Origin of the sequence: Streptomyces sp. APSN-46.1, assembly GCF_022815725.1 — a bacterium.
In the GTDB taxonomy this organism is placed as follows: domain Bacteria; phylum Actinomycetota; class Actinomycetes; order Streptomycetales; family Streptomycetaceae; genus Streptomyces.
In genome coordinates, this window is sequence record NZ_JALGRF010000002.1 from 1,049,370 (window position 1) to 1,065,071 (window position 15,702).

A 15,702-nucleotide genomic window follows, 5' to 3' on the forward strand; every position below is an offset into this window, starting at 1 on the left:
CCGGGAAGGAATGGGTCCTTGGGTCGGAGGCGCGGAGCGCCGGAGTTCGGTTCGCATCTGGTCTGACCTGCCCTTTCGGCTGTTGTCAGTGGTCGGGGATAGGTTGTTGGCATGACGGCACGACAGGTTTCGGGGGACGCCGGGTACGCCCGGTGGACGTTCCGTGTCCGCGTGTCGTCCACCGCGCTCGCTGCGCTGCTGGGCGAGTGGGACCGGTGCCGCTGGGTGTGGAACGAGTGCTGCGCGAAGTCGAAGCAGACCCACTTGTGGAATAGCAAGCGTCCCGAAGGTGCGGACAAGCGGACGTGTGGTCCGGCGCAGCTCGACAAGATGCTGACCGCAGCCCGTACCGGGAACGCGTGGCTGCGTGAGGGCAGCAGCGTTCCGCAGCAGCAGCTGATCCGCGACTTCGGCACGTCCCGCGCCAAGGCGCAGAAAGACATCACTGACCGGCTGCCGGTGCGGCAGCGGGCCGGGATGCCCAAGTGGAAGAAGAAGCGCGAGGCGCTGCCGAGTCTCAACTACACCCAGCGCGGCTTCCGCCTCAAAGGCGGAAGGCTGCACCTGGCGGGCGGCATCGTGCTGACGGTGGTGTGGTCGCGGGACCTCCCCGCCGGCCCGTCCAGCGTGCGTGTCTACCGTGACAGCCTCGGGCACTGGTACGCGAGCTTCGTCATTCCCGCCCAGGTGCAGCCGCTCCCCAAGACGGGGCGTGTGATCGGTATCGACTGGGGCGTGAAGGAAACCGCGACCACCACGTCCGACGATCACGACCTTCCCCACGCCCAGCACGGGAGGAACGCCGCGCAAAAGCTCGCCCGCTACCAGCGTATGACGGCCCGCCGCAAGCCCCCGAGGGGCAAGGCCGGTTCGAAGGGCTACCAGCAGGCGAAGAAGCTGACGGCGAAGCTGCACAAGAAGGTGGCCCGCCAGCGTCAGGACACCGGCCGCAAGTGGGCCAAGGCTGTGGTCCGCGACCACGATGCCCTGGCGGTGGAGGACTTCCGGCCGAAGTTCCTCGCCAAGTCCACCATGGCCCGCAAGGCAGCCGACGCGGCGATCTCCGCGACCAAACGTGAGCTGATCGCCATGGCCCGCAAGCACGGGCGCATCGTGCACCTGGTACACCCCGCGCACACCACCATGGACTGCGCGCAGTGCGGAGCGAGAACCAAGCACGCGCTACCCCTCTCAGAACGAACCTACGCCTGCACCGCGTGCGGAGCCGTATCCCCCAGGGATAAGAACTCCGCCCGCGTGATGTTGGTCCGGGCTGGTCTGGCCCCGGCTAGTGCTGATCGCGTAAGACCAGGTGGGGCGCTGCCCCATCTGGCAGCGTGAGCTAGAAATCCCCGAACAGCCCTGGAGGGTGGCCAATCCCCTCCCTCCAGGGAGGGGAGCAGTCAATCGTAGAGCTCCTCTTCGGCGAGGTACTTGACCAGCTCGTCCTTCTCGAAGAGCGCGAGCAGGTCCGGGCGGATGGGGTCGGTACGGGTGCGGACGAGGGCGATCCGGTCGGCCGCGGGATCCGCGGGGACGGGGTCCACCGGGCGGCACAGCAGGTTCACCGGCCGCCACTCCCGCTCCATCGACGGGCAGTCCTCGCGGGTGTGCCCGCCGCGGCTCTCGGTGCGCTCCAGGGCCGCCCGGGCCACGCATTCGCTGACCAGCAGCATGTTCCGCAGGTCCAGCGCCAGGTGCCAGCCCGGGTTGAACTGTCGGTGCCCCTCGACGCCCGCGCGGGCCGCCCGGACCCGCAGACCGGCCAGCCTCTTCAGGGCCTCGGCCATCTCGCCCTCGCGGCGGATGATGCCGACCAGGTCGTTCATGGTCGTCTGGAGCTCCTGGTGGAGGGTGTACGGGTTCTCCGCGCCGTCGGCGGCGTGGAACGGGGCCAGCGCCTCGGTCGCGGCCGCGTCGATCTCCGCCTGGGAGACGGCCGGGCGCCCGACGGGGGAGGCGGCGTACTCGGCCGCGTGCAGACCGGCCCGCCGCCCGAAGACCAGCAGGTCGGAGAGGGAGTTCCCGCCGAGCCGGTTCGAGCCGTGCATACCGCCCGCGACCTCGCCCGCCGCGAAGAGCCCCGGGACGCCGACCGTGGCGGCGGTGTCCGAGTCCACCGCGATCCCGCCCATCACGTAGTGGCAGGTCGGGCCGACCTCCATCGGCTCGGCGGTGATGTCCACGTCCGCCAGCTCCTTGAACTGGTGGTACATCGAGGGCAGCTTGCGCTTGATCACCTCGGCCGGAAGCCGGGTGGACACGTCCAGGAAGACCCCGCCGTGCGGGGACCCGCGGCCCGCCTTCACCTCGGAGTTGATGGCGCGCGCCACCTCGTCACGAGGCAGCAGCTCGGGCGGCCGGCGGTTGTTGGCCTGGTCCTCGTACCAGCGGTCGCCCTCCTCCTCCGACTGGGCGTACTTCTCCTTGAAGACGTCGGGGACGTAATCGAACATGAACCGCTTGCCCTCGCTGTTGCGCAGCACCCCGCCGTCGCCGCGCACCGACTCGGTGACGAGGATGCCCTTCACCGAGGGCGGCCAGACCATGCCGGTCGGGTGGAACTGCACGAACTCCATGTTCAGCAGGGGTGCGCCCGCGAGCAGGGCCAGCGCGTGGCCGTCGCCCGTGTACTCCCAGGAGTTGGAGGTGGTCTTGAAGGACTTCCCGATCCCGCCCGTGGCCAGGACCACCGCCGGGGCCTCCAGCACGAAGAAGCGGCCGGACTCGCGCTCGTAGCAGAAGGCCCCCGAGACCCTCTCCCCGTCCTTGAGGCCGCGATCTTTCAGAACCCGGGTGACCGTGCACTCCTGGAAGACCTTGAGGCGGGCCTCGTAGTCCCCGTACTCCTTGAAGTCCTCCTGCTGGAGGGCGACGATCTTCTGCTGGAGGGTGCGGATCAGCTCCAGGCCCGTACGGTCGCCCACGTGCGCGAGGCGCGGGTACTCGTGCCCGCCGAAGTTGCGCTGGGAGATCTTCCCGTCGGGCGTGCGGTCGAAGAGCGCGCCCCAGGTCTCCAGCTCCCAGACGCGGTCCGGGGCCTCCCGCGCGTGCAGCTCCGCCATCCGCCACTGGTTGAGGAACTTGCCCCCGCGCATGGTGTCGCGGAAGTGCACCTGCCAGTTGTCGTCCTCGTTGACGTTGCCCATGGAGGCGGCGATCCCGCCCTCCGCCATCACGGTGTGCGCCTTGCCGAAGAGGGACTTGCAGATCACGGCCGTACGGGCGCCCCGCTCGCGGGCCTCGATCGCGGCCCGCAGCCCGGCGCCGCCCGCGCCGACCACGACCACGTCCCACTGCTGCCGGTCGACTTGGGTCATGTCAGAAGATCCTCGGGTCGTCGAAGGTGCCGCTGGCCAGCAGGTACACGTAGAAATCGCACAGGGCCACGCTGATCAGGGAAGCCCACGCGAGCAGCGCGTGGCGGGTGTTGAGCCGGCTGACCCAGCCCCACAGCCGGTAGCGCACCGGATGCTGGGAGAAGTGCTTCAGGCGGCCGCCCATGATGTGCCGGCAGGAGTGGCAGGAGAGGGTGTAAGCCCAGATCAGCACGATGTTGACGACGAACAGCAGCGTCCCGAGGCCCATGTGGCCCCACTCGTAGCGGTCGTTGCGGAAGGTCAGCACCGTGTCGTACGTGAGGACGGCCGCGACCGGCAGCGCCGTGTAGAAGAAGTAGCGGTGGGCGTTCTGGAGGATCAGCGGGAAGCGGGTCTCACCGGTGTACGCGGTGTGCGGCTCGGCGACGGCGCAGGCGGGCGGCGAGGCCCAGAAGCCCCGGTAGTACGCCTTGCGGTAGTAGTAGCAGGTCAGCCGGAAGCCGAGCGGGAAGACGAGGATCAGCAGGGCGGGGGACAGGCCCCACCAGCTGCCGAAGAGGTCGAAGTTGGGGCCGGCGCGCATCTCCTCGCAGTTCTCCGCGAGGCACGGGGAGTAGAACGGGGAGACGTACGGGGCCGCGTAGTAGTGGGCGTTCGCGAAGGCCCGCCAGGTCGAGTAGACGATGAACGCGAGCAGCCCGGCCGCGGTGCCGGCGGGGGCGAGCCACCACCGGTCGGTCCGCAGATGCCGGGCCGCGATCGCCGCGCGGGAGGCGCCGTGGACGCCTCCGGCCGCTTGTCGGGGTGGTTCTGTACCTGTGGCCAAAGGGGACTCCGAGTGGAGTGATGAGGGGTGACCCACGAGGCCCAGCCGCGGGAGGCGGCTGGGCCGGATGGGGACTGCGGGGGTGTGCGGGGGGTGCGGGAGACCTCGTCAGGGTGCGTGGCGATCGCGGGCGCCGAGACCCTCGTCGTCGGCGTCCGTCCACAGCGAGCTGTCGTACGGGGTGTCCGGGACGGTGACCATTCCCGACTCGCCCGGAGGCTTGGAGGCGGCCGGGGACTGCCGGGCGACGTCCTTCTCCAGCCGCTCCACCGAGCGGACGAGCTCGTTCAGGTTGCGTCGTACGGCGGTCAAATCATCTTGCAGGGACATGACTTGCCCTCACTTCCGCTGGGTGCGGTGGCAACGCTCATGTGCGCCTGCGAGTGTCGCGCTTCCCGTCCCCGGTTGTGAAGGGACGTGCAGCGATTGCGGGCGCGCAGGCGCGATCTGTGCGCCCCTCCCTGCCCCCATTTTCATCCCTCTCCCGAGGGAACGCTCGTCGGTTCCCCGGCTTGACCGCAAGCCGGATTGGTCCGCACGGGTGGGGTTGGCGGCGTGGCGCGGGCCCCCTGCGGGAGGTGTGACGGCATGTGGATTTCAGTGGATTCCGGCACCCAGTGTGATCAGCTCCATATACCGCCAAATGTGATCAAGCTGCCCGAGCCCCCGCTCTTCCACGCCCCGCCCCGGAGGTACCACCCATGTCCCAGAGAAGGCGCAGGTCCTTGGCGCTCCTGACCTCGGGAGTCCTCGCACTGCCGCTGCTCGCGGGCTGCGGCGCGGGTGCCGAGGAAGGCGGCCCCGTCGCCGCCGGACAGGACATCGCGGTCACCTCCCGCGAGCAGATCGCCGACGGCGGGGTGCTGCGCTGGGCCGTGGACACCCTGCCCGACACCCTGAACACCTTCCAGGCCGACGCGGACGCCACCACCACCCGGATCGCCGGGGCCGTGCTGCCGCAGCTGTTCGTCCTGGACGCCAAGGGGCAGCCGGCGGCCAATCCGGACTACCTGGAAAAGGCCGAGATCGTCGCCCGGGAGCCCAAGCAGGTCGTCCTGTACAAGCTGCACCAGCAGGCGGTGTGGAGCGACGGCCGCGAGATCGGCGCCGCCGACTTCGTGGCGCAGTGGCGGGCCCTGAACGGCAAGGACTCGGCGTACTGGACGGCCCGCAACGCCGGGTACGACCGGATCGAGAAGATCGAGCGGGGCAAGAACGACCTGGAGGTCAAGGTCACCTTCGCCAAGCCGTACACCGACTGGCGCTCACTGTTCTCCCCGCTCTACCCGAAGCAGGTCACCGGCACCCCGGACGCCTTCAACGAGGGAGCCCGCGGCGCCCTCAAGGTCACCGCCGGACCCTTCAACCTCGGGGCGATCGACAAGAAGACCGGCACCGTCGCCCTGACCCGCAACGCGCGCTGGTGGGGCCGGCCGGCCAAGCTGGACACCCTGGTGCTGACGGCGGTGCCCCGGGCCGAGCGCCCGGCCGCGCTGGCCGCCGGCAAGCTCGACCTGGCGGAGATCGACCGCTCGGGCGCCGACCGGATCGCCCTGGCCCACCGGGACGCGGAGCGCGAGAAGGCGGCGAAGAACGCGCAGGGCGCACCGGACGGAACGGGCGCGCAGGGGGCCGCCGGGGACCCGGTCCACGGCCCCGGCACCTCGGTGACGGCCGCGCAGGCCACGATGTCGTGGGCGATCGCGCACGGCGCGGACGAGGACAAGGCCAGGGCGGAGCAGGCGAGCCGCGCACGGAACGCCGCGGCCGCCGAGCGCTACGCCGAGGAACAGAAGGCCCTGCGCACCTTCACGATCCGCAAGTCCCTGGAGCCCGCCTACACCCAGCTCGCCATGAACGGCGCCTCCGGCCCGCTGGCCGACGAGCGGGTCCGGCGCGCAGTGGCCCGGGCCCTGGACCGCCAGGCCCTGGCGGAGCTCGTACTGAAGCCCCTGGGCCTGCCGGCGAAGCCGGTCGGCAGCCACCTGGCGCTGGCCGGGCAGCGGGCGTACGCCGACAACAGCGACGCTCTTGGCGGCCAGGACATGCAGGCGGCCCAGGCGCTGCTCGCGGACGCGGGCTGGCGCCGGGGCGGCAAGATCAACGAGCCGTCGGGCGCCAAGGCCGGCCCCGAGGGGAGCGCGGCGGACGACGGCAAGGAGGACGGCAAGGACGACGCGAAGACCACATCGGGGCCGGGTACCGGCGACGACGGCCTCTACATCGTGGGCGAGGAAGACGGCCGCAACGGAGACGGCCGCCCCGCGGACAGGCTCCTGCCGTTCGCGGCCCAGCAGGAGGCCGCGCTGCTGGCTCAGGCCGGCGTGGCGCGGGCCGCCGCCGACGCCGCCGCGGGGGACGACGGTAAGGGGGCCCCGGCCCGCGACGGCGTCGCGGCCGATCCCGCGAAGCCCTCCGCGCCCCCGGCCAAGCAGGCCGCCCGTACCTCCGGAACCGTGCTGGCCAAGGACGGCAAGCCGCTGACCCTGCGGTTCGTCCTCCCGTCGGGCCCCGGCTCGGAGTCCCTGCGCACGGTCGGCGAGCGGATCTCCCGGATGCTCCAGAAGATCGGCGTCCAGACGGAGCTGACCAAGGTGGCCGACGACAGCTTCTTCAAGGACCACGTCGCCTCGGGCCAGTACGACCTGGCCCTCTACTCCTGGCCCGCGACCGCCTACCCGGCCACCGACGCCCGGCCCATCTTCGCCAAGCCGGAGCCGGCCGCCGACGGCTCGCTCCTCGTCGAACAGAACTACACCCGGGTCGGCACCGACCACATCGACCAGCTCTTCGACCAGGCGCTCGGCGAGCTCGACGAGGGGGCCTCGCGCGAGCTGATGCGCAAGGCGGACGCCCGGATCTGGGCCGCCGCCGGCTCCGTCCCGCTCTACCAGCGCCCCGAGCTGGTGGCGACCAAGCCGAGCCTGGTGAACGCGGGCGCCTTCGGCCTCGGCGCCCCCCGCTTCCAGGACATCGGCTGGAAGAAGCCGGCGGCCGCCCAGGGCAAGAACGAGAAGAAGAACTGAAGAAGAAGTGGTGACAAAGAGGTGCCAGTCACCTTGATCCACCGGCACCAAGCTCAGATGTGACTCAAGTCGCTTGCCCGCCGGACACCCCGGCGGGCAAGGTCGTGTCACACCCCTTGACCCGCCCGTTGACCCGCGTGAATTCCCGCACCACCACCGCCCGGGACCCCCCACCCCGCACCCGGGCTTCCTCAGTCGTCCGGCCTCTTGACAGACCCCCCGGCGAGCGGTTCCCGCCATTCGACGTACCATGGGGTAAGGCCGTGGCAGGTTTTCCGCCCGGTCGAGGCGCGCGTGCCGGACCGTACGCGACGCCATCCACGATCCCGGGAGAAGCGCCGAAGTGCCCACGCGCCACGACATCCGTAACGTCGCCATCGTCGCCCACGTCGACCATGGCAAGACGACCATCGTCGACGCCATGCTCAAGCAGGCCGGTGCCTTCGCCGCCCACCAGCACCTCGACGACCGCATGATGGACTCGAACGACCTGGAGCGTGAGAAGGGCATCACGATCCTCGCCAAGAACACGGCGGTGAAGTATCACCCCAAGGACGGCGGGGCCCCGATCACGATCAACATCATCGACACCCCCGGCCACGCCGACTTCGGTGGTGAGGTCGAGCGCGGTCTGTCGATGGTGGACGCCGTCGTTCTGCTGGTGGACGCCTCCGAGGGTCCGCTGCCCCAGACCCGCTTCGTCCTGCGCAAGGCTCTGCAGGCGAAGATGCCGGTCATCCTCTGCATCAACAAGACCGACCGTCCGGACTCCCGGATCGACGAGGTCGTCAACGAGACGTACGACCTCTTCCTCGACCTGGACGCGGACGAGGACCAGATCGAGTTCCCGATCGTCTACGCCTGCGGCCGTGACGGCGTCGCGTCGCTGACCAAGCCCGAGGACGGCACCGTCCCCGCGGACAGCGACAGCCTGGAGCCGTTCTTCTCCACCATCCTGGAGCACGTCCCCGCCCCGGTGTACGACGAGGCGGCGCCCCTCCAGGCGCACGTCACCAACCTGGACGCCGACAACTTCCTCGGCCGCATCGCGCTGGTTCGCGTCGAGCAGGGCGAGCTGCGCAAGGGCCAGACGGTCGCGTGGATCAAGCGTGACGGCTCCATCTCCAACGTCCGCATCACCGAGCTGATGATGACCGAGGCGCTCACCCGCAAGCCGGCCGAGGTGGCGGGCCCGGGTGACATCTGCGCGGTCGCCGGTTTCCCCGAGATCATGATCGGCGAGACCCTGGCCGACCCGGAGAACCCGATCGCCCTGCCGCTGATCTCGGTGGACGAGCCGGCGATCTCCATGACCATCGGTACGAACACCTCCCCGATGGTCGGCCGCGGCGGCAGCGGCAAGGGCGCGGACGCCAAGTCCGCGGTCAAGGACCGCAAGGTCACCGCCCGCCAGGTCAAGGACCGTCTGGACCGCGAGCTGGTCGGTAACGTCTCGCTCCGTGTCCTCGACACCGAGCGTCCCGACGCCTGGGAGGTCCAGGGCCGCGGTGAGCTCGCGCTCGCCATCCTGGTCGAGCAGATGCGCCGCGAGGGCTTCGAGCTGACCATCGGCAAGCCGCAGGTGGTCACGCAGGAGATCGACGGCAAGGTGCACGAGCCGGTCGAGCGCATGACCGTCGACGTCCCCGAGGAGCACATGGGCGCGGTCACGCAGCTCATGGGCATCCGCAAGGGCCGCATGGACAACATGTCGAACCACGGCTCCGGCTGGGTCCGCATGGAGTTCGTCGTCCCGTCGCGCGGCCTCATCGGCTTCCGTACGGAGTTCCTGACGAACACCCGCGGTACCGGTATCGCCCACTCCATCCACGAGGGCCACGAGCCGTGGTTCGGCCCGCTGGTCACCCGCAACAACGGTTCGCTGGTCGCGGACCGCGCGGGTTCGGTCACGCCGTTCGCGATGATCAACCTCCAGGAGCGCGGCGTCCTGTTCACCGACCCCGGCACCGAGGTGTACGAGGGCATGATCGTCGGCGAGAACTCGCGCTCCGACGACATGGACGTGAACATCACCAAGGAGAAGAAGCTCACCAACATGCGTGCGGCTTCCGCGGACAACACGGAGAACGTGATTCCGCCGCGCAAGCTCTCCCTGGAGCAGTCCCTGGAGTTCTGCCGCGACGACGAGTGCGTCGAGGTGACCCCGGAGGCCGTCCGCATCCGCAAGGTCGTCCTGGACCAGAAGGAGCGCTCGCGCACCGCGTCGCGCGCCAAGTCCGGCAAGTAGTAGCCGGGTTCATCCAGCGCAGTCTGGAAAGTGCCTGACCCCGTACGACCGAACAGCCCCTCCAGCCACGGACTTTGTGGCTAGAGGGGCTGTTCGCTTTTGTCAACCGGATTATTGCGTTCAGGTGTCCGCATACCGACCACGAATCTCCGGAAGGTGGTCCAACCGTCCGTTTCGCACGTGTCTGTCTCCTATCCGTTTGTCCGGATTTCGGGTTTTCGCCATGCGGTGATGTTGTGAAAACGAGACCACTTAAGTGTGGTTTACGGCCTGGGTGTCCCTGAGGATGACTCCATTAGCTCGGGTCAATGGGTCACGCGCTGTGGGGAGCGCCGACTCACGAGCACACACGATGGGACCGGATTTCGCTGTCAGGGGTGTCAGCGGGAGCCGGGTCCTTCACGTATCGACAGTGACTCCTGAGGAGGCAAAAACCCATGCGCGGAGCAACGAGCGCCAAGTGGGTCGTAGGTGCCGTCATCGTGGCGATGGCCGCCACGGCTTGCAGCACCAGCAAGGACTCTGACTCTGCCGCCAAGGGCGGCGGCAACATCACCGTGGAGCTCGGCGAGCCGCAGCACCGGCTGATAGGTCAGGACACCGCCGAGTCCGAAGGCGCCGAGGTCCTCAACGCGCTCTTCGTCGGCCTGGTCGACTACGACTCCAAGACCAACGAGCCGAAGCTCGCGGCCGCGGAGTCGATCGAGACCACGGACTCGAAGACGTGGACGATCAAGGTCAAGGACGGCTACACCTTCCACAACGGCGAGAAGGTCGACGCCCAGTCGTTCGTCCGCGCCTGGAACTGGGGCGCCAACCAGGACAACGCCGCTGAGGGCCTGCCCTTCTTCGACAAGATCGAGGGCTCCGAGGAGCTGGCGCCGGGCAAGGACAAGAAGCCCACCGTCACCGAGCTCAAGGGCCTCAAGGTCGTTGACGAGAAGACCTTCACCGTCACGCTGAAGGCTCCGTTCTCCCAGTTCAAGAGCATGCTGGGCTACAACGCCTTCTACCCGCTGCCCAAGGCGTTCGAGGCCGACCCGAAGAAGTTCGGCGAGGAGCCGATCGGCAACGGCCCGTTCCAGATGGACGGCGCCTGGGAGCACAACAAGCAGATCAAGGTCAAGCGCTACGACAACTTCCCGGCCGAGGGCCGCGCGAAGCTCCAGGGCGTCACCTTCAAGATCTACGAAAGCCTGGACACGGCGTACAACGACCTGCGCGCCGACAATATCCAGATCACCGACAAGCTCCCGATCTCGGCGATGGCCACCGTCTCCCAGGAGTTCGGCGACCGCTACCTCTACAAGCCCGAGTCGGGCGTCGGCTACATCGGTCTGCCGCTGGCGTCCAACCCGGAGGCGTTCGGCAAGGTCGAGATCCGCAAGGCGATCTCGATGGCCATCGACCGGGACGCCATCACGAAGACCATCTTCAACGGCACCCGCAAGCCGGCGGACGACTTCATCAGCCCGATCATCCCGGGCTACCGCAAGGGCGCGCTGGGCGAGGTCGGCACCTACAACCCGACCAAGGCCAAGGAGCTGTGGACCGCGGCCGGCGGTGTTCCGGGCAACAAGATCGAGCTCGGCTACAACGGCGACGGTGGCCACAAGGAGTGGATCGAGGCCGTCGCCAACCAGCTGAAGGCGAACCTCGGCGTCGACGTCACGACCAAGCCGTTCGCCAAGTTCGGCGACATGCTGGACGACCTCCAGGCCAAGAAGTACAAGGGCGGCTTCCGCATGGCGTGGTCCATGGACTACCCGGCGGCGGAGAACTACCTGCGTCCGATCTTCTCGAAGGTCGCGATCGAAACCGGCTCCAACTACGGCGGCTACGTCAACGAGGAGTTCGAGACGGTGATGGCGGAGGCCGACAAGGCCACCGACCCGGCCGAGGGCCTGAAGCTGTACCAGAAGGCCGATGACATCATCATCAAGGACCTTCCGTACATCCCGGTCTACACCTACATGTCCTCCTCGGCCTACACCAAGTCCGTGAAGAACGTCGAGGTCGACGCCCAGGGCCGCATGGACCTGGCCAAGGTCGAGCGCAACTAACACCCCTCGTCACCAAGGGGACTCTGGGGGCGGGCAGTCGGAATCAGGTTTCCGACTGCCCGCCCCATCCCCTGTTCTTCTGTTGGAGGTCTGATGGGCCGCTACCTCATCCGCCGACTCATACAGGCGATCCCTGTGCTGCTCGGTGCCACTTTCCTGATCTACGCGTTGACCTTCTGGATGCCCGGTGCTGACCCGATTCAGCTCCTCGCCGGCGAGAAGAAGGCCGACCCCCTCGTCGCCGCCATGCTGCGCGAGAAGTACCACCTGGACGACCCGTTCTTCGTGCAGTACTGGAACTACATCAGCGGTGTGTTCCAGGGCGACCTCGGTGAGACCCTCACCGGGCGCAAGGTCCTCGACCTGATCTCCGAGGCGTTCCCGTACACGGTGAACCTCGCGATCTTCGCCTTCGTCATCGAGGCCATCGTCGGCGTCGGGGCCGGCATCATGGCCGCCCTGCGCCGCGGGAAGTTCCTGGACCAGCTGGTCCTGATCTCCACCCTGATGGTCATCTCCATCCCCGTCTTCGTCACCGGCTTCGTTCTTCAGCTCACCCTCGGCGTGCAGCTCAAGAACAACTGGGGCATCGAGATCTTCTCCGTCTCGTTCAACGAGAACGACGGACTGCGCGGCTACCTCCTCCCGGCGTTCGTCCTCGCCTCCGTCTCGCTGGCGTACGTGGCCCGACTGACCCGTACCAGCCTGATGGAGACGATGCGCGCCGACTACGTGCGCACTGCCACCGCCAAGGGCCTGCCTCGCCGTCGTGTCGTGCTCAACCACGCGCTGCGCAACGCGCTGATCCCGATCGTCACCTTCCTCGGTGCCGACCTCGGTGGGCTCATGGGCGGCGCCATCATCACCGAGCGCATCTTCAACATCCACGGTATCGGCGGTCTGCTCGCCCAGTCCGTGTACCTCAAGCAGGGCGCCGTCGTGGTGGGTGGTGTGACCCTCCTGGTCCTCATCTACCTCGTCGCCAACCTGATCGTGGACCTGCTCTACGCCGTGCTCGACCCGAGGATCCGCTATGCGTAACACGACTACGGTGGAGGACTCGATGACCGACACCCAGACCGTCGGAGCCCCCTCCACCGGCTCTCGGGCGGACAAGGGCAAGGCGAAGAAGAAGAAGGACCGCGAGGCCAGCCTCTGGTCCGACGCGATCGACGACCTGCGCCGCAACCCGATCTTCATCATCGGTGCCGCACTCGTGGTGTTCCTGCTGGTCGTCGCAGCCGTGCCGCAGCTGTTCACCTCCGGCAGCCCCTTCGACGCGGGCACCTGCAAACTTGAGGACTCCCTCCGCAAGCCGAACTCCGAGCACTGGTTCGGGTTCGACGTCCAGGGCTGCGACGTCTACACGCGCACCGTGTGGGCCGCGCGCAACTCCGTGATCGTCGGCACCTTGACGACTTTCCTGGTGATGACCGTCGGCGGCCTCCTCGGCCTGATCGCCGGCTGGACCGGCGGCGTCGTCGACAGCGTCCTGTCCCGCTTCACCGAGATCTTCTTCGCGATCCCGCTGATCCTCGGCGGCATGCTGATCATGTCCACTCTGCCGGGCAACGCGTGGACCGTCTCGCTGGTGCTCGCCATCCTCGCCTGGCCGCAGATCTTCCGGATCATGCGCTCGTCGGTGCTGCAGAACAAGAACAACGACTACGTGGTCGCCGCCCGCGCCCTCGGCGCCGGCACCATGCGCATCACGCTGCGGCACATCCTGCCGAACGCCGTCGCCCCGGTCATCGTGGTCAGCGCGATCAGCCTGGGTGGGTTCATCTCTGCCGAGGCGGCCCTGTCCTACCTGGGCATCGGCGTCCAGCCCCCGCAGATCTCCTGGGGCCTGATGGTCAGTGACGCGTCCGTCCGCTGGCTCCAGGCACCGCACGTGCTGCTGTTCCCGTCGGCCGCGCTGAGCATCACCGTGCTCGCGTTCATCATGGTCGGCGACGCGGTGCGCGACGCCCTCGACCCGAAGCTGCGCTGAGGAAGGGCGTACGTTGACCATCATCGACAAGACCTCGAACGTTCCCGCCCCGCGCTCCGCGCCGGAGGGGACCCCGCTGCTCGAAGTGCGCGACCTGCACGTCGAGTTCCACACCCGCGACGGTGTCGCCAAGGCCGTCAACGGAGTCTCGTACTCCGTGAACTCCGGCGAGACCCTCGCGGTCCTCGGCGAGTCCGGCTCGGGCAAGTCCGTGACGGCTCAGGCCATCATGGGCATCCTCGACATGCCGCCCGGCAAGATCGCGGGCGGTGAGATCCTCTTCCAGGGCACCGACCTGCTCAAGCTCCCGGCCGAGGAGTACCGCAAGATCCGCGGTTCGAAGATCGCCATGATCTTCCAGGACGCGCTGTCCTCGCTGAACCCGGTCCACACCGTCGGCGCCCAGCTCGGCGAGATGTTCCGCGTCCACCGCGGGATGTCCAAGAAGGACTCCACGGCCAAGGCCGTCGAGCTCATGGACCGCGTGAAGATCCCCGCCGCCAAGGCGCGCGTGGGGGACTACCCGCACCAGTTCTCGGGCGGTATGCGCCAGCGCATCATGATCGCCATGGCGATGGCCCTGGAGCCCGACCTGATCATCGCCGACGAGCCGACCACGGCTCTCGACGTGACGGTCCAGGCCCAGGTCATGGACCTGCTCGCGGAGCTCCAGCGCGAGATGAACATGGGCCTGATCCTGATCACCCACGACCTCGGCGTCGTCGCCGACGTCGCGGACAAGATCGCCGTCATGTACGGCGGCCGGATCGTCGAGACCGCCCCGGTCCACGAGATCTACAGCCGCCCGGCGCACCCGTACACCCGCGGCCTGCTCGACTCGATCCCGCGCCTGGACCAGAAGGGCCAGGAGCTCTACGCGATCAAGGGCCTGCCGCCCAACCTGCTCAACATCCCGTCGGGCTGCGCCTTCAACCCGCGCTGCCCCAAGGCGCAGGACATCTGCGGCACCGACGTGCCGGTGCTGCACCCGGTGACCGAGCAGGACGGCACCGAGATGCCCGGCCGCGGCAGCGCGTGCCACTTCTGGAAGGAGCAGATCCATGGCTGAGCTCACCAAGAACACAACCGAGCGCGAGCCGATCCTCCAGGTCCGCAACCTGGTCAAGCACTTCCCGCTGACCCAGGGCATCCTGTTCAAGAAGCAGGTCGGCGCCGTCAAGGCGGTGGACGGGATCTCCTTCGACCTCTACCAGGGCGAGACCCTCGGCATCGTCGGCGAGTCCGGCTGTGGCAAGTCCACCGTCGCCAAGCTACTGATGAGCTTGGAGAAGGCCACGGCCGGCGAGGTCTTCTACAAGGGCCAGGACATCACCAAGCTGTCGGGCAAGGCCCTCAAGGCCGTCCGCCGCAACATCCAGATGGTGTTCCAGGACCCGTACACCTCGCTGAACCCGCGCATGACGGTCGGCGACATCATCGGGGAGCCCTACGACATCCACCCCGAGGTGGCCCCGAAGGGCGACCGGCGCCGCAAGGTCCAGGAGCTCCTGGACGTGGTCGGTCTGAACCCGGAGTACATCAACCGGTACCCGCACCAGTTCTCCGGCGGCCAGCGCCAGCGCATCGGCATCGCCCGCGGCCTCGCGCTCAACCCCGAGATCATCATCTGCGACGAGCCGGTCTCCGCGCTCGACGTGTCGGTGCAGGCCCAGGTCATCAACCTGATGGAGAAGCTTCAGGACGAGTTCAACCTGTCCTACGTCTTCATCGCGCACGACCTCTCGATCGTCCGGCACATCTCGGACCGCGTGGGCGTCATGTACCTCGGCAAGATGGCCGAGATCGGTACCGACTCCCAGATCTACGACCACCCCACCCACCCGTACACGCAGGCGCTGCTGTCGGCGGTCCCGGTCCCCGACCCGGCCGCCCGCGAGGGCCGCGACCGGATCATCCTCACCGGTGACGTCCCCTCGCCGGCCAACCCGCCGTCGGGCTGCCGCTTCCGCACCCGCTGCTGGAAGGCCGAGGAGCGGTGCGCCACGGAGGAGCCGCTGCTGGCGATCCCGACGCGCTTCCAGGGCCTCAACACCCTGGCCGCGCACGAGTCGGCCTGCCACTTCGCGGAGGAGAAGGCCGTTCTGGCCGTCTGATCCCCCGCTGTACGTAGCCCCGGGCGCCCGGGCCGGATCCCTCCGGCCCGGGCGCCCTGGCGTTTCCCCGGGCCGGGGGGCGCGGAGCCGACGCGTGCGGCGCCGTTGCGGG

The 15,702-nt window shown here is 68.5% G+C and carries 11 protein-coding genes; 8 read left to right on the top strand and 3 right to left on the bottom strand.

What is annotated here, in order from left to right:
- Positions 1–111 precede the first annotated feature (111 nt).
- A complete protein-coding gene (locus MTF65_RS11480; RefSeq protein WP_243628445.1) occupies positions 112–1,341 on the top strand; it encodes a transposase in 1,230 nt (409 codons plus the stop codon).
- A gap of 62 nt (positions 1,342–1,403) precedes the next feature.
- Here the strand turns inward: MTF65_RS11480 and MTF65_RS11485 are convergent, their stop codons facing one another.
- The 3 genes from MTF65_RS11485 to MTF65_RS11495 all read right to left on the bottom strand — a co-directional run bounded on the left by MTF65_RS11485 (position 1,404) and on the right by MTF65_RS11495 (position 4,476).
- Positions 1,404–3,320, bottom strand: coding sequence for a fumarate reductase/succinate dehydrogenase flavoprotein subunit (locus MTF65_RS11485; protein WP_243628446.1), 1,917 nt, complete (start codon positions 3,318–3,320; stop codon positions 1,404–1,406).
- A 1-nt stretch (position 3,321) separates the two neighbouring features.
- The gene (locus tag MTF65_RS11490; RefSeq protein WP_243628447.1) at positions 3,322–4,146 is read right to left on the bottom strand and encodes a hypothetical protein; all 825 of its coding nucleotides are present in this window, start codon (positions 4,144–4,146) and stop codon (positions 3,322–3,324) included.
- A 108-nt stretch (positions 4,147–4,254) separates the two neighbouring features.
- The gene (locus MTF65_RS11495) at positions 4,255–4,476 is read right to left on the bottom strand and encodes a hypothetical protein (protein ID WP_243628448.1); all 222 of its coding nucleotides are present in this window, start codon (positions 4,474–4,476) and stop codon (positions 4,255–4,257) included.
- Between the two features lie 371 nt (positions 4,477–4,847).
- Here MTF65_RS11495 and MTF65_RS11500 point away from each other — a divergent pair, with 371 nt between their 5' ends.
- From MTF65_RS11500 to MTF65_RS11530, 7 genes are all read left to right on the top strand, one after another.
- On the top strand, positions 4,848–7,172 hold the full coding sequence (locus MTF65_RS11500; RefSeq protein WP_243628449.1) for an ABC transporter family substrate-binding protein: 2,325 nt from the start codon (positions 4,848–4,850) through the stop codon (positions 7,170–7,172).
- Between the two features lie 343 nt (positions 7,173–7,515).
- Positions 7,516–9,420, top strand: a complete 1,905-nt coding sequence (gene typA, locus MTF65_RS11505) for a translational GTPase TypA (RefSeq protein ID WP_243628450.1) — start codon at positions 7,516–7,518, stop codon at positions 9,418–9,420.
- 437 nt (positions 9,421–9,857) lie between these two features.
- Positions 9,858–11,483, top strand: a complete 1,626-nt coding sequence (locus tag MTF65_RS11510; protein WP_243628451.1) for an ABC transporter substrate-binding protein — start codon at positions 9,858–9,860, stop codon at positions 11,481–11,483.
- A gap of 93 nt (positions 11,484–11,576) precedes the next feature.
- Positions 11,577–12,524, top strand: coding sequence for an ABC transporter permease (locus MTF65_RS11515; RefSeq protein WP_243628452.1), 948 nt, complete (start codon positions 11,577–11,579; stop codon positions 12,522–12,524).
- Positions 12,517–13,476 (top strand): ABC transporter permease, encoded by a 960-nt coding sequence (locus MTF65_RS11520; protein ID WP_243628453.1) that lies wholly within the window; start codon positions 12,517–12,519, stop codon positions 13,474–13,476. Before MTF65_RS11515 ends, MTF65_RS11520 begins: the two co-directional genes overlap by 8 nt.
- A 13-nt stretch (positions 13,477–13,489) precedes the next feature.
- Entirely contained in the window at positions 13,490–14,545 is a 1,056-nt protein-coding gene (locus tag MTF65_RS11525; RefSeq protein WP_243628454.1) for an ABC transporter ATP-binding protein, read from the top strand.
- On the top strand, positions 14,538–15,590 hold the full coding sequence (locus MTF65_RS11530) for an ABC transporter ATP-binding protein (RefSeq protein ID WP_243628455.1): 1,053 nt from the start codon (positions 14,538–14,540) through the stop codon (positions 15,588–15,590). Before MTF65_RS11525 ends, MTF65_RS11530 begins: the two co-directional genes overlap by 8 nt.
- Positions 15,591–15,702 lie beyond the last annotated feature (112 nt).